Annotated in this window: 12 protein-coding genes and 1 pseudogene; 11 read left to right on the forward strand and 2 right to left on the reverse strand. The window is 70.1% G+C overall.

What is annotated here, in order from left to right; all coding sequences use genetic code 11:
• Positions 1–22 precede the first annotated feature (22 nt).
• A complete protein-coding gene (locus K7G59_RS27930) occupies positions 23–2,233 on the reverse strand; it encodes an MMPL family transporter (protein ID WP_225838968.1) in 2,211 nt (736 codons plus the stop codon).
• Between the two features lie 300 nt (positions 2,234–2,533).
• On the opposite strand from K7G59_RS27930, the gene K7G59_RS27935 reads away from it, so the two are divergent.
• The 9 genes from K7G59_RS27935 (at position 2,534) to K7G59_RS27975 (ending at position 13,570) form a co-directional block, all read left to right on the forward strand.
• A complete protein-coding gene (locus tag K7G59_RS27935; RefSeq protein ID WP_225838970.1) occupies positions 2,534–3,565 on the forward strand; it encodes a hypothetical protein in 1,032 nt (343 codons plus the stop codon).
• Positions 3,562–3,810 (forward strand): acyl carrier protein, encoded by a 249-nt coding sequence (locus K7G59_RS27940; RefSeq protein WP_225838973.1) that lies wholly within the window; start codon positions 3,562–3,564, stop codon positions 3,808–3,810. The genes K7G59_RS27935 and K7G59_RS27940 overlap by 4 nt, the downstream gene beginning before the upstream one ends.
• The gene (locus tag K7G59_RS27945; RefSeq protein WP_225838975.1) at positions 3,810–5,285 is read left to right on the forward strand and encodes a class I adenylate-forming enzyme family protein; all 1,476 of its coding nucleotides are present in this window, start codon (positions 3,810–3,812) and stop codon (positions 5,283–5,285) included. Before K7G59_RS27940 ends, K7G59_RS27945 begins: the two co-directional genes overlap by 1 nt.
• A gap of 95 nt (positions 5,286–5,380) precedes the next feature.
• A complete protein-coding gene (locus K7G59_RS27950; protein WP_225838976.1) occupies positions 5,381–6,568 on the forward strand; it encodes an alpha/beta fold hydrolase in 1,188 nt (395 codons plus the stop codon).
• Complete coding sequence (locus K7G59_RS27955) at positions 6,568–7,755, forward strand: SDR family oxidoreductase (RefSeq protein ID WP_225838978.1); 1,188 nt, start codon at positions 6,568–6,570, stop codon at positions 7,753–7,755. Before K7G59_RS27950 ends, K7G59_RS27955 begins: the two co-directional genes overlap by 1 nt.
• 121 nt (positions 7,756–7,876) lie before the next feature.
• Complete coding sequence (locus K7G59_RS27960) at positions 7,877–9,424, forward strand: class I adenylate-forming enzyme family protein (protein WP_225838980.1); 1,548 nt, start codon at positions 7,877–7,879, stop codon at positions 9,422–9,424.
• Positions 9,421–11,664 carry an anthranilate synthase component I gene (locus tag K7G59_RS27965; protein WP_225838982.1) on the forward strand — a complete coding sequence of 748 codons (2,244 nt, stop codon included), beginning with the start codon at positions 9,421–9,423 and terminating at the stop codon, positions 11,662–11,664. Before K7G59_RS27960 ends, K7G59_RS27965 begins: the two co-directional genes overlap by 4 nt.
• A gap of 41 nt (positions 11,665–11,705) precedes the next feature.
• Positions 11,706–12,854, forward strand: a complete 1,149-nt coding sequence (locus tag K7G59_RS27970) for a hypothetical protein (protein WP_225838985.1) — start codon at positions 11,706–11,708, stop codon at positions 12,852–12,854.
• Complete coding sequence (locus tag K7G59_RS27975) at positions 12,848–13,570, forward strand: 4'-phosphopantetheinyl transferase superfamily protein (protein ID WP_225838988.1); 723 nt, start codon at positions 12,848–12,850, stop codon at positions 13,568–13,570. Before K7G59_RS27970 ends, K7G59_RS27975 begins: the two co-directional genes overlap by 7 nt.
• 509 nt (positions 13,571–14,079) lie before the next feature.
• On the opposite strand, the gene K7G59_RS27980 is transcribed toward K7G59_RS27975, so the two are convergent.
• On the reverse strand, positions 14,080–14,616 hold the full coding sequence (locus tag K7G59_RS27980; protein WP_225838990.1) for an RNA polymerase sigma factor: 537 nt from the start codon (positions 14,614–14,616) through the stop codon (positions 14,080–14,082).
• Positions 14,617–15,364: 748 nt separating this feature from the next.
• Between K7G59_RS27980 and K7G59_RS35115 the strand changes: the two genes are divergently transcribed.
• Positions 15,365–16,414, forward strand: a complete 1,050-nt coding sequence (locus K7G59_RS35115; protein ID WP_225838992.1) for a LuxR C-terminal-related transcriptional regulator — start codon at positions 15,365–15,367, stop codon at positions 16,412–16,414.
• Between the two features lie 139 nt (positions 16,415–16,553).
• A pseudogene (locus tag K7G59_RS27990) lies at positions 16,554–17,248 on the forward strand (Fe-S oxidoreductase); the annotation flags it as partial.

Consider the following 17,248-nt stretch of genomic DNA (forward strand, 5'->3'; position numbering starts at 1 on the left):
GGCCGCGGTGGCCGCGGTCTGCTCAGCGGTCACCGGCGGTCTCCACTTCGGCGGAGACGGTGCGGGCACCTGGCACGGGCGCCGCCTCCGACTCCTGGAAACCGCCCAGGAAGCGCGAGTGGAAGCGCCGCAGCGGGCCGGGGGACCACCAGTTGGCCGAGCCGAACATCGCCATCAGCGACGGCACGAGCAGGGCGCGTACCAGGGTCGCGTCGATGATCACCGACAGGGCGGTGCCGAGGCCGAGCTGCTTGATGAAGACGAGGCGGGAGAGCGTCAGGACGCCCATGGGGATGCAGAACAGGACGGCGGCCAGCGTGGTGATGCGGCCGACCTTCTGCAGTCCGGTCGCGACGGCCTCGCGGTTCGGGATGCCGTGGTCCACGCCCTCCTTGATCCGGGAGAACAGGAAGACGGTGTAGTCGGTCGACACGCCCAGCGTCAGCGCCAGCAGGATGATCAGCATCGTCGGCTGGAGCGCGCCCTGGCTGCGGAAGTCCAGCAGGCCCTCGAGGTTCCCGTCCTGGAAGACCATGACCAGGATGCCGAAGGTGGCGCTGAGGGTGAGCAGGTTGGTGATGACCGCCTTGAGCGGCAGGACGACCGAACCGGTCATGGCGAAGAGGATGAGCAGCGTCGTCAGCGCCATCACGACGACCGCGAGCGGCAGGTGGGAGCCCAGGCTGTCCTGCATGGCGCGGAACAGCGCGGTATTGCCGGTGGCCTCGGTCGGGTACGGCGCCGGGGTGTCCTTGATCTCCTTCAGGGTGTCCTGGGCGTCGAGGGACAGGGGCGCCTTCTTCAGCGAGACGTCGGTCTGCCACAGGCCGTCACCGAGCTGGCGGGGCGGGGCGACCGCGGCGACCCCGTCGATCTGCTTCAGCTTGGCGGCGTACTCGGCGAGCTTCGGCCCGGCGTTCGCGGGCGCCTCCTGGATCAGGTTGACCGGGGACTGGAGCGAACCGGGGAAGTCCCGCTCGAGGGTGGCGTAGACCTTGCCCGCGTGCGAGTCACGCGGCATGGACGCGGAGTCGATGCCGGTGAACTTGATGCCGAAGAAGGGCAGTCCGAGCACCACCAGGACGACGCCCGCGCTGACGGCGGCGATGACGGGCCGCTTCATGACACCGCGCGAGAAGCGGTACCAGCGGCCCTCGGTCTCCGGTCCCTCGTCGGCGCGCTGCCAGCGCTTCGGCGCCCACTTGTTGATGCGCGTGCCGAGCACGGCCAGCAGGGCCGGCAGCCCGAGGAGGGCGAACACCAGGGCGCCGAAGACGGTGGCGATGCCGGTGACACCCATGGTGTAGAGGAAGCGCTGCGGGAACACGAGCAGGGAAGCCAGCGCGGCGGCCACGGTCAGACCGCTGAAGAAGACGGTGCGGCCGGCGGTGAACAGGGTGGTGCGCACGGCCTCCTTGGGGGACTGACCGCGGTGCAGTTCCTCCCGGTAGCGGGAGATGATCAGCAGGCTGAAGTCGATGGACAGACCGATGCCCAGCGCGAAGAGCAGGTTGAGGGCGAAGATCGACAGGTGCACGGTGGTCATCACCACGCCCATGACGCCGAGCGCCAGCGCGATGGTGCAGATCGCGCCGCCCAGCGGGATCAGGGCAGCGATCACACCGCGGAAGATGAACAGCAGCAGGACCAGCAGGATCGGGAAGCCGATCGTCTCGGCCTTGCCCAGGTCCTCGCTGGAGATGGTGCTGCCCTCGACGTTGGAGGCGGTGGGGCCGCCGAGGCTGACGCGGTCGCGCAGCTGCGGGTCCGCGTCGATCTTGTCCTGGAGGTCGGTGACCGCCTTCTTCACGGCGTCACCGGGCGCGAAGCTGCCGACCCCGGCGACGACGTAGGTCTCCTTGCGGTCGGCGGAGACCATCTGCGGGTTGTGCGTCGAGGCGTAGTCCCACACCGCCTTGACCTCGTGGCGGCTCTTCAACAGGTCGATGGCCCGGGTGACGACCGCGGGACGCTCGGCGGACTGCGGGTCGATGGGCTGGTCGGTCTTGACCAGGACGACGTAGCCCTGTTCCAGGTCCGATCCGCTGGCCTTCTCGACCTTGTCCAGGACCTTGACCGCGGCCGACTGGGAGTCGTCGTAGTCGTCCACACCCATCGTCATCTTGGTCAGAGAGCTGCCGCCGACGCCCAGTCCCACGAGTATGAGGACGCCGACGAGCAGCAGCAGACGCCCCGGCCTCCTCTCCATGAAGCCGTTGAGCCTGGTAAACACCTCGACCACTCCTTGTCTTTCTGTGTGTGCAGTGCCCCCAGAGAAGAAGGAGGCTGCAAGGAGGGAGATCAATCCCCGCTCCCCGCATCGAACTTCAGCCCGCTGACCGCCTCCTAAACATGTTTCGAAGGAAGTTTCCGAACCTGGGGAGTGAGATGGCGCGTTAGCGCCTCTCTCCTTACTGCGTACCTCATCCGCGGCATGCCGCTCCCGCAGTGATCCGGGCTGCCCGCGCACGCGCACCCTTCAGCTCTCTTGCACCAACAGCAGCTCCAGCGACGAGGAAGGAACGACGATCCCGTGGCTCCACAGGTGGGCTCCGTCACCGACGCGGCAGTACAGCCGTGGCTGCAGGCACTGCGCGACCTGGTCCCGATGCCGGAGAAGTACCGCCGGTTCGAGGTGGACCGGGCCGGTGCCCTCGCGCTGCTCGGCTGCCGCGATCTCGTGCTCGACGCCCTCGTGGCGGCGGGGATCCCGCACACCGGCAGCGGCGACGCGGTCCTGTTCGACTACAACGACCTGGCGAACGTCGCCCTCTACTCCGGCTCCATCACCAGCGTCCCGCTCGCCGGGCAGCGCATGATGATCCGCTACGCCTCCGCGGCCCCGGAGACATGGATCGCGCCCCGCAGCTGGGACGTGGAGTGGAAGCTCAGCTGCCGGAACAAGCAGTGCCCCGGCGGCCAGTGGCGGGTGGTCCTGCCGACGCCGGAGGTCTTCGGCGGACGCGTCGAGGAGCTGGCCTGCGACCAGGAGTCGGTGACGGAGGACGGCGTGCTGACCGTGACCGGCAGCCCGGCCGTGCGCCTGACCGGCCGCATCTCCACCGCCGGCCGGCACACCCCGCTGAAGTCCGCGGTGGCCCGCAGGCTCTTCGACGAGACGCTGGCCGAACTCCTCGACGGGCGCTTCCGGTTCCAGTGGATGCACCCGCGCCTGCGCATCGACCGTGCGGCGGTCGAGGAGATCAAGATCATGGACTGCACCGTGTGCTCCCTGCGCATGCAGCGCCAGGCGCTCGCCGAGGGACTCACGGTCCGCACCCGTCGCGGGCGGTTCCTCGGCGTCCTGGACGCCGAGCACTCGTGGCTGGAGGTGCTGGACGAGGACGACGTCTGGAAGCCGGTCGATCCGATCTTCGCCCTGCTCTCCATCCGGCACAAGCGCGCGCAGGAGGGCTTCGTCGACTTCTGCGCCGGTTCCGTACCCAGCCGTTTCCTGCCCTGGACGGTGGCCGCGGGCGAGCCGCTCGCCGAGCACCGCTGCCCGGTCGGGGACGGGGCCTGGGACAACACCTTCAGTGGCACAGCAGCGAAAGGCAACTCATGAGCACCGTACGGGACATGCTCGTCGAACTCACCGGTATGCAGGAGTTCGCGGAGAGCATCGGCGACGACGTCGACCTCAGTGCCAGCGGCATCGACTCCGGTGACCTGGTGCGTCTGGTCCTGCTCATCGAGCAGCGCACCGGCGTGGAGGTCACCGCGGAGGACATGGACGGCCTCTCCACGATCGCCGACTACGAGCGTTTCGTCGCCGAGCGCGGCAGCGCGGCTCAGGCGGGCGGCGCCTGATGTGGCTGACCCAGCTGCTGGAGCGCAACCGGCAGTGCTTCCCGGACCGTACGGCCCTGGTGGACGAGCGCCGCTCGGTCACCTGGGCCGAGCTGCACGACCGTACGGCCCGTATCGCGCAGGGGCTCGCCGGACTCGGCGTCCAGTCCGGTGACCGCGTCGCGGTGCTCTCGCTGGACCGGATCGAGGTTCTGGAGAGCTACTTCGCGCTGGCCCGCCTCGGGGCGGTGTTCGTGCCGGTCAACCACAGCCTGATCGCGTCCGAGGTGACGGGTATCACGGAGCGCACCGGCGCGAGTGCGGTCATCGGTGAGGCCGCTCTCCTGGAGCGGCACCCGGACCTGCCGGTCAAGCTGCGCATCGCCTTCGAGAGCGAGGAGTTCGCCGAACTGGCCGACACCCCGGTGAACGCGGCGCTGCCCGTGGTGCCGGACGACGCGGTGGCGGCGATCCTGCACACCTCGGCGACCACCGGCCAGGCCAAGGGCGTCACGGTCGACCAGGGCTCGTTCCGGGCCATCGCGCTCGGCTGGCTCGCCCTGGCCGCGCCCACCGACGACATGGTGATGGTCAACTGCTGCCCGCTGTACCACGGCAGCATGGTGGTCTCGCTGACGTACATGGCGGCCGGTGCCACCGTGGTGCTGATGCCGGGCTTCAAGCCGCAGAAGGCGCTGTCGCTGATCGAGGAGCACCGGGCCACGCACGTGTGGCTGGTCCCGCAGATGCTCCGCTTCATGCTCCAGACCAAGGGTCTTCAGAGCGCCGACCTCTCCAGCCTGCGGGAGGTGCTGTACGGTGCCGCGCCGATGCCGCTGGAGGTGTACAAGGAAGCGGCCGAACGGCTCGGCTGCGGCTTCCGCCACGTGTACGGCATGACCGAGGTCGGCGGCCCGTTCGTCACCCTCGGCCCGGCCGAACACCCCGATCTGCAGGGGGAGTTGCCCGATCAGATCCCCGCGGGACGGGTCATCCCCGGCATGTCCGCGCGTGTCCTGGACACCGACGACACCGAGCTGGGGCCCGAGGCCATCGGCGAGGTCGTCGTCCGGGGCCCGGGCATCATGCACGGCTACTGGAACGACCCGGCCGCCACGGCGGAGGTCACCGTCGACGGCTGGATCCGCACCGGTGACCTGGGCTACCTCGACCGCGCCGGCCGGATCCACCTGGTCGACCGGCGCAAGGACCTGATCATCCGGGCCGGGCAGAACGTCTACCCCGCGGAGATCGAGCGTGCCCTGCGCGCCCACCCGAAGGTGCTCGACGCGGCGGTCGTCGGCATCCCGGACGCCGACTACGGCGAGGTGCCGCTCGCGTACGCCGTGGCCGTGGAGGGCACGCAGCCGGCCGAGCTGATGAGCCACCTGGCCGGGCAGCTGGCCCCGTACAAGCGCCCCCGCCGCATCGAACTCATCGACGAGGTGCCGCGCAACCCCGCCGGAAAGATCCTCAAGAAGCTGCTGCGGACCTGACCGACGGCCGCCCGCGGCCCACGCCGCACGCCACCCGCTCAGCCATCACCCGCCACCCGCCACCCGGCGGCACCGTGCCCACTGGAAGGAACGAGATGGACAGGCCACTCGGGGTCGACATCCGATACACCTCGGAAGAGACCCTCAAGGTGTCCGACGACATCGAGCTGTACTACGAGTTGCAGGGCGATGAGGGACCGCACATCACGCTGGTCAACAACTTCTTCATCATCGCCCCGATCTGGCGCAACTACATCGCCGACCTGGCCAAGAAGAACCGCGTCCTCACCTACGACCTGCGCAACCAGGGCGCCTCGTCGCTGAAGGCCGACCTCGACTGGGACGACCACGTCACCGACCTGCTCGCGCTGCTGGACGGCCTGGGCATCGAGAAGACGTACCTGGTCGGCACCTCCACCTCGGCGTTCGTCTGCCGGGACTTCGCCGCCCGGTACCCCGAGCGGGTCTCCGGACTGATCATGGTGGGCCCCTCCTGCACGCCGTCGGACGGTCTCAAGCGCCGCGCCACCGAGCGGGCCTGCATCAACTCCCTCGCCAACGGCGGCACGGCGGCCCTGTGGGACCACCTGTACTCGCTCGTCTTCGCCGAGGACGCCATGCGCGCGATGGGTGCCGCGGGTTACCTGGGGCTGCGGGAGGCGTTCACCGCCATCCACCCGGCGGAGCCGCTGCTCGCCAACCTCAAGGCCGCGCTGCAGGCCGCCGAGGGCCCCGAGCTGCTCGCCCGGATCAAGGTGCCGACGCTGCTGCTCCTCGGCGACCAGGACCCGCTGTGGCACGAGGGCAACGCCGCCGAGGCCGGGCGTCTCATCGAGGACTCCACCACCGTCTGGCTCAAGGGCGTCGGCCACCTGCCGTACATGGAGGACAGCGACGGCTTCCAGGGCGCGATCCAGAACTTCCTGGACCAGCTCGCCCGGCGCGACGCCGAAGTCGCCCCCGAGTCCCGGGCCACGACGGCCGGCGCCGAGGACGGCGCCGACCCGGTGGTCGCCAAGCTCTGCGACCTGCTGCGCATCGTCGTCGCCGACCGCACCGACCTGCCGGAGACGGGCCTGGCGGACACCCCTCTGTCCTCCATCGGCCTGGAGTCCTGGGCCTTCACCCAGCTCCTCGGACACGTCGAGGAGGCCTTCGGCATCGAGTGGGACATGGACGTGCCCACCGAGGTCTTCGACAGCCTCGCCACCATCGCCGACTACCTGCACAAGCACCACGCCACCGCCGTGGCCGCAGTGATCTCCAAGGAGGAGAACCAGTAATGGCTTCGACTGCCAACCAGACCGCCACTCAGCACCTCGTCACGGGTGCCACCGGCTTCGTCGGCGGCGCCATGGCTCTGGAACTGCTCGTCCGCACCGACGCCGAACTCGTCTGCCTCGTGCGCGGCGAGGACGACAAGGCCGCGACCAAGCGCCTGCACGACGCCCTGGTCCACGCGGCCGAGGTCTACGACATGCGGGACCTCGTGCCGGCCGTGCTCGAGCGCACCCGCGCGGTGGCCGGCGACATGACCGATGTCGACGTGGCCGCGACCGCCGAGCGGATCGGCACGGTCGAGGCGGTCTGGCACGTGGCGGCCTCGCTGAAGTACGAGGACCGGCACGCCGACGAGATCGAGCTGATGAACGTGACGGGCGTGCACAACATCCTCGCCCTCGCGAAGGCCCTCGGCGAGCCGGTGTTCAACCACGTGAGCACCGCGTACGTGGCGGGCAAGCGCACCGGTCTGCAGAAGGAGACCTTCCCCGAGAACACCGAGTGGGCCAACAACGTCTACGAGGCGACCAAGACCGTCGGCGAGCAGGCCGTGCGGGACTCCGGGCTGCCGTGGCGCATCCTGCGGCCCTCCGTCGTGATCGGCCACAGCGTGACCCGGGCCGCCACCAGCTTCACCGGCCTGTACGGCTTCATTTCCTCCGTGCTGCGCTTCAAGCGCTCCGTGGAGGCCGATCTGGGCAACCTGCTGAGCCACCGCCGCGTCCCGATCATCGCCGACCCGGGCATCGAGTGCGACCTGGTCCCGGTCGACTTCGTGGCCCGCAACGGTGTGCAGGCCGGTCTCTCCGGCGAGCTGGGCCGGATCTACCACCTCAACAACTCCACCGCCCCCTCGATCGGCCTCATGATCGAGGAGACCTTCGACGTGGCGGGCCTGCGCGGGCCGCAGTTCGTGGACAACCAGGGCATGCTGACGGCCGTCGACAAGAAGCTCGACGACGGCATCCAGTTCTACGCCTCGTACTTCATCAACGGTAAGCACTTCGACCAGACGAACACCGACGCCGTGTGCGGCGCCGAGGCGTCCGTCTTCCCCATGGACCGCGAATCGCTCCGGGGCTTCATCCAGTGGTACATCGACCGCATCCGGGAGGACGGCCGGGGCGCCGCCCCCAAGCGCGCCGACTTCGCCTACAAGAAGTCGCGCACGCCGGCCTCCGTCGCCTGACGTCGGCCGCGCTCCCCCACCCGCACCCGCCGTACCAGACGTCCATCCCCTGAGAGGAGAACCAACGGTGCCGGTCCCAGCTGATCTGCCTAAGCCCGGAAAGCTGTTCTCGCTGGGACTGATGACCCAGCAGGCGGCAGTCCGCCACCCCGATTCGCTGTTCTACCTGGACAAGCCGTTCGACCTGGCACCGGAGCTGGGCATGCGGCCCACCTACCTCCAGGTCGCGGACCTCGTCGAAGACACCGCCGCCCGGCTGTACGGCCTCGGGGTGCGCGCCGGTGACGTCGTGGGCGTCTACAAGACCCACAACGCCGATCTCCTCTTCCTCGCCTGCGCGATCGCCAGGATCGGCGCGGTGCCGGCCATGCTCGCGCCGTTCCTGGAGTGGGAGACCGTGACGGTCATGATGGACCGGCTGAAGCCGGCCCACTTCGTCACCGACGCCGCCAAGATCACCGTGTCGGGGGAGCACGGCGACCGGCTGCAGTCCATCGTGCCGTCCGTGGTGCTGGCGCACGGCCGGGCCGCCGGGCTGTCCTCGCTGGAGGACGCCCCGGCGGACGAGCGCCCCCCGTACCACGACATCCCGGCCGACGACCCCGCGCTGATCACGCACACCTCCGGCACCACGGGCGTGCCGAAGATGGTCGCCGCGGCGCGGCGCGGCACTCAGCTGCCGATCAACATGCAGGCGCGGATCGCGCGTTGGCTGCGCTACAGCGAGACGTACGCGATGTGCATCTCCTTCGTGCACTCGCGCACCTTCGCGGCGCTGGCCACCGCCCTCGAGCTGGGCGTCGGCATCGCCGCCCTCACCGACGCGGACGTGGACAACGTCCGCAAGATCTTCCTGGAGTGCAGGCCGGGCGGCGTGGAGGCGCACCCGAACATGTACCCCCACTGGGAGGAGCTGGCGGAGGACCCGGACGGGCCGCTGGAGAGCGTGCGCATCTTCATGAGCACGTTCGACGCCATCCACCCGCGCAGCATCCGCGTGATGCTGAGCGCCAGCAAGCGGCGCTGGCCGATCTTCCTGCAGTCCTACGGCCAGACGGAGACCGGTCCGGTCACCATGCGCCTGTACACGCGCCGCAACGTCCTGCGTGCCGACGGGCGTTGCGTGGGCCACCCCTTCGTCGGCATGACCAAGGCGCGCATCAAGCCCCGGCCGGGCATCGACGACGGCACCCGGCACGGCTTCATCGAGGCCACCTCCACCGGCCTCGGCATCACCTACATCGGCCAGCAGGAGCTGTACGACGAGCGCCGCGACGGCGAGTGGTGGAACCTCCAGGACATCGGCTACAAGTCGCGCTGGGGCTGTCTGCACCTGCTGGACCGCGAGTTCGACCAGACGCCCGAACTGGCCAGCATGCTGGCGGCCGAGGACACCATCCTCGACCAGCTGCCCACGCTCACGGAGGCCGTCTTCGTCACACTGCCCGGCGGCATCCAGCCGGTGGTCTGCACCCGGCGCGACAGGCCCTTCGACCGCAAGGCGTGGGCCGCCGCCGTCGCCGGCCTGCCCAAGGTCGCCGAGCCGGTGCACATCGCCTGGGAGCACATGCCCCACACGGCCACCTGGAAGGTCAAGCGGAACGTGCTCGCCGAGCGCCTGGCGGACGGCACCATCCCGACTCTGGACGAGGTGAAGCCCCTCATATGACCGGCAACGCAGTGGGCGTCCTGCCCGAGGAGTGGGTGACGGACGGGGGTGTCCTGGTCGAACGGCGCCGCGTCGCGCTCGACGCGGAGATCGCCGCGCACCGCCTGGAGACCGCCCTCGACCAGCGCCGCGGCGCGCTGTTCACCTCGGACTACGAGTATCCCGGCCGCTACCGGCGCCGCGGCGTCGGCTACACCGACCCGCCGGTCGAGATCGTGCTGCGCGGTCTCACCCGCGTGGAGGTCCGCGCGCTCAACGCGCGCGGCGAGGTGCTGCTGCCCGTGCTGCGCCGTGCCGCGGAGAAGACGCTGGACGGCGTGGCGCCGCTGACGGACGGCGAGCATCCGGGCCTCGCGGGGACCATCGGCGACGCGCCGGGCCAGGACCTCCTGAGCGAGGAGGACCGCACCCGGCGCCGCAACGCGTTCGACTTCCTGCGCGCCGTGCAGGACGCGTTCGCCGGGTCGCCGGACCCCCATCTCGGTCTGTACGGGGCCTTCGGCTACGACCTGGTGCTGGCCTTCGACCCGGTGCCGCTGAAGCAGCGGCGCGACGAACACGACCGCGACCTGGTCGTGCACATCCCGGACTCGGTGACCGTCCTGGACCCGGTGGCCGGTACGGCGTTCCGCTACGACTACGAGTTCGAGGTCGAGGGCTCCGGCACCGCCGGGCTCGACCGGCGCACCCCGCCGGCGCCCTTCACCGGCCCGGCCTCCGGGGCTCCTGGCGCCGATCACGCGCCCGGGGAGTACGCCGAGCTGGTGCGCACCGCCCGGGAGCGGTTCCGGGTGGGCGACCTGTTCGAGGTGGTGCCCAGCCGCACCTTCCGACGCCCCTGCAACACCGCCCCCTCGGAGCTGTTCCGTACCCTGCGCGGGCGCAATCCCTCGCCGTACCAGATGCTGATGAACCTCGGTGAGGGCGAGTTCCTGGTGGGCACCTCGCCGGAGATGTTCGTCCGGGTGCACCCCCAGGAGGGCGCGGGCGGCAGGCGCTGGCGGGTCGAGTCCTGCCCCATCAGCGGCACCGCGGCGCGCGGGCGCGACGCGCTGGAGGACGCACAGCGGATCAGGGCGCTGCTCGGCTCGGAGAAGGAGGAGTCCGAGCTGACCATGTGCACCGACGTCGACCGCAACGACAAGGCCCGCGTCTGCGAGCCCGGCAGCGTGCGCATCATCGGCCGCCGCCAGCTGGAGATGTACTCCACGCTGATCCACACCGTGGACCACGTGGAGGGGATCCTGCAGCCCGGCCGGGACGCCCTGGACGCGTTCCTGACGCACATGTGGGCGGTCACCGTCACCGGCGCGCCCAAGCGGGCGGCGATCGCGTTCATCGAGGAGCACGAGCGCTCCCCGCGCCGCTGGTACGGCGGGGCGGTCGGCCGCATCGGCTTCGACGGCACCCTGGACACCGGGCTGACCATCCGGACCGTGCAGATCCGCGACGGGCAGGCGGTGGTGCGCACCGGCGCCACGCTGCTGCACGACTCCGACCCCGCGGCCGAGGAACGCGAGACCGAGCTGAAGGCGCTCGCCCCGCTGGACGCGCTGGAGCGGCCCGCGTCGAGGACGAGCCGGGCGACGGGCTTCGGCCTTACGGCGCCCCTGGCGTCGGCACGGCCGGACGTGCGGGTGCTGCTCGTCGACCACCAGGATTCCTTCGTCCACACGCTGGCCTCCTACTTCCGGCACGCCGGCGCGCAGGTCTCGACGTACCGCAGCGGCTTCGACGAGGACCTGGTCGACGCGCTCGACCCGGATCTGCTGGTGCTGTCGCCGGGGCCGGGACGCCCCTCGGACTTCGACACCGCGCGCACGCTGCGGATGGCGGAGGAGCGGCACATCCCGGTGTTCGGCGTCTGCCTGGGACTGCAGGCCATCGTCGAGTACCTGGGCGGCGAACTGGACGTGCTGGAGCGGCCGTTCCACGGCAAGCCGTCGACGATGCACGTCCGCGGCGACGGCGGCACGGTGCTGGCGGGCCTGCCCGAACGGGTCACGGTCGGCCGCTACCACTCCCTGTACGCGAACCGGGCGGCCCTGCCGGCCGACCTGCGTGTCACGGCCGAGACCGCCGACGGGGTGGCGATGGCCGTCGAACACCGCAGCAGGCCGCTGGCGGCCGTGCAGTTCCACCCCGAGTCCCTGATGACCCAGTTCGACGACCACGGCCTCGCCGTGATCAACAACGTGGTGGCCGGGTTCGCCCGGCGCCCGCGGCTCGCCCGCGTGTGACCGGCCGAGAAGAGCCGAGAAAGAAGAGAGGCAATTCGACGATGGCGGCAACAGTTACCGACGTCCAGCGGGTCTGGACGGCGCCCGGCGAACTCGCCGACGACAACCGGCGCGAGTTCACCGCGATGCTCCGCTACTGCCTCACCGAGGCCGGCAGCCACCAGCTGTTCCTCGAGGACGTCCCCCGGGTCGAGTTCTCGGCCGCCGACGCCGAGCAGGCCGACCGGATCGAGCGGATGATCGGCGAGGCGTACCGGCGGTTCGGCGGCCCGGTCAAGCGCCGCAGCAGCAACAAGCTGGACCAGTGGGACCTGCCCGCGACGCCGAGCGGCACCGCGCGGGAGGAGGGCCGCATCGGGCCGGGGCTGTTCGTGGGCGGCCCGAAGACCGCCAGGCTGATCCGGGCCCTGGAACGGCTCTTCGGCGAGATGGCCACGCGGCTGGGCGCCGACGAGTACACGGTGCCCGCGATGGTGCCGTGGTCGACGCTGGAGAAGGCCGACTACACCCACAACTTCCCGCAGCACGTCACCGCGACCTCGGTGGTGCGCGCGGACCTGGACGCCCTGGACCGGTTCTCCGCCGCCAAGGACCAGCGGGCGCGGGAGGCGGAGCTGGAGATCGCCCCCGTCGTGCTCGCCCCGGCCGTGTGCGTGAGCCTGTTCGAGCGGTTCGGCGGCACCCGGCTGACCGAGCCGCTCACGGTCACGGCGACGGGCCGGTGCAGCCGGTACGAGGGCCAGACCGACACCTCGCCGACCCGCCTGTGGTCGTTCAGCATGCGGGAGATCGTCTTCCTCGGCGACCGTCCCTCCGCTCGGGCGTTCCGTGAGGCCGTGATCGAGGAGCTGGTCCGGCTGGCCACCGAACTGGCGCTGCCGTGCCGGGTCGCGCCCGCCGGGGACCCGTTCTTCACCAAGGAACGCCCGGAACTGGCCAACTTCCAGGCGGCCATGGACGTCAAGTACGAGCTGGTGGGCCGTATGGCCCACGACGGATCGGCCGTCGCCGTCTCGTCCCTCAACTACCACAACCAGCACTTCGGCAAGGGCTTCGAGATCGGCTTCGGCGACCAGCCTGCCTTCTCCGTCTGCCTGGGCTTCGGTCTGGAGCGCTGGGCCGAGTGGCTGTCGGGCTACCTGGACGACGACCCGGCCACCTGGCCCGCGCTGCTGCGCGACCGGTGCTGAAGAACACCCTCGTCGGGGCGCAGGCCGAGCGATTACTGCTCGGCCTGCGCCCCGACGTCGAGAAGTACGGCCTCTGCCTGGGCGTGGCCACGGCCGGCGAGCCGGATGCCGTACCGGCCGGTCCCGGGGAGGAACGCCTCCTGCGCGACATGCTTCCCGTGCGGCGCCGCGAATTCACCGCCGGACGGTGCGCGGCGCGCCGCGCGCTGGCCCGCGCGGGCATCCCGGCCGGAGAGATCCTCAGCGAGGGTCGCCGGCCGCGCATGCCTGCGGGCAGCGTCGGCTCGATCACCCACTGCGCGGACACGGCAGTCGCCGTCGCGGCTCCCCGGCAGCGCTACCGCTGCCTCGGCGTCGACCTGGAACTGCGCCCACTGCCCAGTGAGGCGGCCCGCCTGGTGCTCTGCCAGGACGAACGGGCCTGGATGAACGACACCGCGGGCGACGCGGCCGAGTCCGAACGGCGTCTGCTGGCCGCCTTCTCCGCGAAGGAGGCCGCCTTCAAGGCGTTCTCCGTGCTGCTCCCGCCCGGCGAGGCGCCCACCATGCTGCTGGGCATCGCCCTTGACCCCACCCCGTCCGGCTTCCGAACCCGCCCCCGACGCCTGCCCGGCCCCGTACTGGACGTCATGGTCCACCCGGTGGGCCCCGGGGTACTCAGCTGGACGGCCGTGCCGCACGACGCCTGCACCCCACCGGCCGGCCTCAGCCGGTGACGCGGCCCCCACTCACCCGCCTCGGCACGGCGCCCCACCGCAGACGAACCCGCCGCACGGCCCCAGCCACCCACCGCTCCCCCTCCTCGGCGATCGGCGGCCACAGATCGCGGCGGAAGGCCGAGGCCCCGCCCGGTTGCGAGGCCCGGCGCAGGGTGTCGATCACGTCCGGGGTGGGCAGCGCGAGGTGTGCCGACCGTGCGCGCCCTTCTGGCTGCGACCCCGCGAGCGGTACGGCAGCCCGCGCCGCGACTCCGCGTACAGGCGCTTGCTCGCGCCCGGAAGGCACGTACACCAGGCGCCCGTCGCGGCGGGTGAAGGTGCCGCCGCGGCCCACGGTGAACAGCGCCGTGAGCCTCCGAGTGGGGGACGGTGAGCGGACAGCCCCGGGGCTCCTGCCCGAGGGGCGCCTGCCCGAGGGGCGCCTGCCCGAGGGGCGCCTGCGGCACTGATCGAGCATCGGTCGACATCCCTGAAGAGCCGGCTCGGGACCGCACCACCCCGCCGCATCAGGCGGAACGCTGATGCCACGCGTTCTGGAAGTTCCGCCGGGCCCGGAAGAGCCGCGAGCGGACGGTACCGACGGGCAGTTCGAGGATGGTCGCCATCTCCTGTTCGTCCATCCCGTAGTAGGCGCGCAGGGTGAGCACCTCACGGTGGTAGTCGGGCAGCCGGTCCATCACGTCGGAGACGTCGACGGAGACGAACGGGTCGGCACTGTGGTGCGTCTCCGACAGTTCGTCGGTCGCGCGCTGCGCGACCCGCTTGGAGGTGCGCACGGCCTCGCGCGTGGTGACCGCCCTGACCCAGCTGTAGAAGGCCGAGGGCTCCCGCAAGCTGTGGATCCCCCGGTATATCGCCAGCAGCGCCTCCTGCGCGGCGTCGGCACTGTGCGTCTGGGCGATGGGCTGGCAAAGCCTTCTGACGAATGGGGTGACATGGAGAAGCAGGTCGTCCATGGCCCGCTCGTCCCCGCTCTGAGCGCGCTTCAGCAGGGTGGTGACATCACTGACAACCTGGTCGTTCTGGTGACTCACTTCGAGCATGCTCCTGAACTCAGTATGGCAATGCAGATTCCTGGCATGCGGACGGCAGCCGACGGCGAAGGCACGGTTCCGAGCCGGAAGGCAGACACGGCTGTGAACCGGAGAAGGTGCGAGCACTCAGGCACTCGAACAGGCCCGACGCGAAAATGTCCGAAATGCGATGCCATTTCGGAGGCAGTTCGCTCAGCGCCTCACACCGAAAGGGTTCACCCACCCGTAAAAATCGCGAGAACGGGCGGCAACTTCACACCCGGAACTCGAGATTCACTCGATACAGCGACTATTCACGCTCTACCCCCGTAAGACGCATCGCCAAAACGGAAAAGGAACCGAGGAAGCGCGAAAAGGCCCTCGGCAAGATCCATCGTCCGGACGCCACTCTAGGGATTCGCAACCCGTGGCGTCGGCATCCACCCCTGCGGAAACAAGTCATGGCGGATCCATGCCAGACAATCAATATGCCCTTTTCGCTCCCGCGCGCTCCCACCCGGCGAAGTGCGCACACCCGTCGCGCACAAGCCCCGCACACCGTCAATACCCCTTGCAGCCAGCACAGTTGACGGTCATGCGGCCGCCGGCCGAGCGCGTCGCACCTCGACCCCCCGTGCACCGCTCGCTCACTCACCGTGAAGTGCGTCTCACTTGGCGCTCTGACGGCCGCGGGCAGTCGCACCGGCAGATTGGCCATGCCAGATTAGGCACTTGAGCAGCCGTCAACTCAACCGATAGCGAATCTAGGGAGCGAATCGTGGGGCAGGGCACAGATCCCGCCGCCAGGAACGAGATGTCCGAGGCTTCGAAGCTCGTCGTCTACCTGGAGCTGCTCGCCCGGGGCGAGGTGGAGTCGGCGGCCCTGGCCCGCGAGTTGGGATTGTCCGACCGTGAGGCCGAACACGCGTGGTCGGCGCTGGAGAACCTCGGCCTGATCGGGCGGATCGAGCGGAAGAACGAGCTGATCGTCCCGGTCTCGCCGGAGGCCGCCCTGCTGCGCGTACTACGCCGCCAGCGGACGCTCATCGAGAAACGGGTCCAGGAATTCCAGCACCTGGAGGAGGCCGTCGCATCCCTGGTCGACGTGTACATCCCCGCGGTCTCGGCGGAGCGGTCGGAGATCCAGGTGAGCATCGTCTCCGGCCGGAACCAACTGCTCCAGGCGCTCAACGACCTCTCCGACAGCGCCCAGGAGATCGTGTCGTTCGTGTACTCCGGCCCGACGCCTCCGCTGCTCGAACTCCGCCGGATCTTCAGCCTCGACCGGCACCTCATCGAACGCGGTATCACCGTCCGCCGCCTCCACCCCCTGCGGCACGCCACCGCGCCGGGCGGCGCCGCCCACTTCGGCAACCTCATCGACATCGGTGTCGATCTGCGACTGACCCCGATGGTGCCCATGGACATGTTCATCGCGGACACCAATCTGGCGCTGCTGCCGCTGGACCCGGAGGACCCCGACGAGGGAATGACCGTGCTCCGCGGAGCCCGACTGGTCCGCTCATTCGCAACCATGTTCGAACATATCTGGCAGGGCGCGACGCCGTACGCCACCACCAGGACGGACAGGGACGGCCTGAAGCTGACCGACGAACAGGCCGTCATCGTCCGCATGTTGGCCGAAGGCGTGAAGGACGAGAAGATCGCCCGCAACCTCGGTGTCTCCACCCGCACCATCAGCCGCTACATCGCGGAGTTCATGCAGCGCCTCGGGGTGACCAGTCGCTTCGCGGCGGGGGCCCGCGCCGCCCAGCTGGGTCTGCTCGACCCGGAACCGTTCGGCGCGGACAGGTACAGCAGCCGCTGAACCGGATGGTGAGCAGTGGCCGATACGCGTCCATGGAGAGACCCGGTGTGACCGAGCCCACCCGTTCACGGTGCCGCCGTCCAGTAAGTTACCGCCCGGTAAGTCATGGTGCGGGGTCAGAGAGAGGAGCAGGGAGCCGATGCAGATCGCCGCGATAGTGGTCTCACTGGGTGTCAGCGTGGCCGGTGTCGCGCTGTTGGCCCGGGCCGCGCTGTATGTCTACCGGTTCGTCAGACTCGGGCAGCCGGTGCCCGTCGGCTCCCGCACGAACGACCCAGCGCAGCGGTCGGTGACGCTGGTCAGGGAGTTTCTGGGGCACACGCGGATGACGCAGTGGCGGCTGATCGGCTTCGCGCACTGGTTCGTCGCGATCGGTTTCTACACCCTGCTGCTGAGTCTGGTGTCGGCGTACGCGGAGCTGTTCGACGCCCACTTCACGCTGCCGGTCGTGGGTCGCTGGGCGGTGTACGAGGTCTACACCGAGGTGCTGGGCCTGATGTGCGCGGTGGGCTGCGGGACACTGCTGGTCGTCCGGCTGCTGAGCCGGCCCGTGAAGCCGGGCCGCAAGTCCCGGTTCGCTGGCTCGACCGCCTGGCAGGGCTACTACGTCTCGTGCACGATCGTCGCGATCGGTGTGTGCATCGTGATGCTGCGGGCCCTGGACGGCGCCCTGCACCCGTCCGGCTACGACGTCCACCACCTGGTCTCACACCCCATCTCGCTGGCGCTGAAGGGGCTGAGCAGCCACACGCTGGAGAATCTGGTCTACCTGTTCGCGGGCCTGAAGGTCACGGTCTCGCTCGCCTGGGCGTGCACCATCGGCCTCAACCCCAG

The organism is Streptomyces sp. NK08204 (assembly GCF_020400585.1).
In the GTDB taxonomy this organism is placed as follows: domain Bacteria; phylum Actinomycetota; class Actinomycetes; order Streptomycetales; family Streptomycetaceae; genus Streptomyces.

What these genes read in the sequence shown, in the direction of transcription:
- K7G59_RS27955 (WP_225838978.1), top strand. Translation starts at nt 6,568, where the DNA reads ATGGCTTCGACTGCCAACCAGACCGCCACTCAGCACCTCGTCACGGGT.
- K7G59_RS27940 (WP_225838973.1), top strand. Translation starts at nt 3,562, where the DNA reads ATGAGCACCGTACGGGACATGCTCGTCGAACTCACCGGTATGCAGGAG.
- K7G59_RS27980 (WP_225838990.1), bottom strand. Translation starts at nt 14,616, where the DNA reads ATGCTCGAAGTGAGTCACCAGAACGACCAGGTTGTCAGTGATGTCACC.
- K7G59_RS27945 (WP_225838975.1), top strand. Translation starts at nt 3,810, where the DNA reads ATGTGGCTGACCCAGCTGCTGGAGCGCAACCGGCAGTGCTTCCCGGAC.
- K7G59_RS27965 (WP_225838982.1), top strand. Translation starts at nt 9,421, where the DNA reads ATGACCGGCAACGCAGTGGGCGTCCTGCCCGAGGAGTGGGTGACGGAC.
- K7G59_RS27970 (WP_225838985.1), top strand. Translation starts at nt 11,706, where the DNA reads ATGGCGGCAACAGTTACCGACGTCCAGCGGGTCTGGACGGCGCCCGGC.
- K7G59_RS27950 (WP_225838976.1), top strand. Translation starts at nt 5,381, where the DNA reads ATGGACAGGCCACTCGGGGTCGACATCCGATACACCTCGGAAGAGACC.
- K7G59_RS27960 (WP_225838980.1), top strand. Translation starts at nt 7,877, where the DNA reads ATGACCCAGCAGGCGGCAGTCCGCCACCCCGATTCGCTGTTCTACCTG.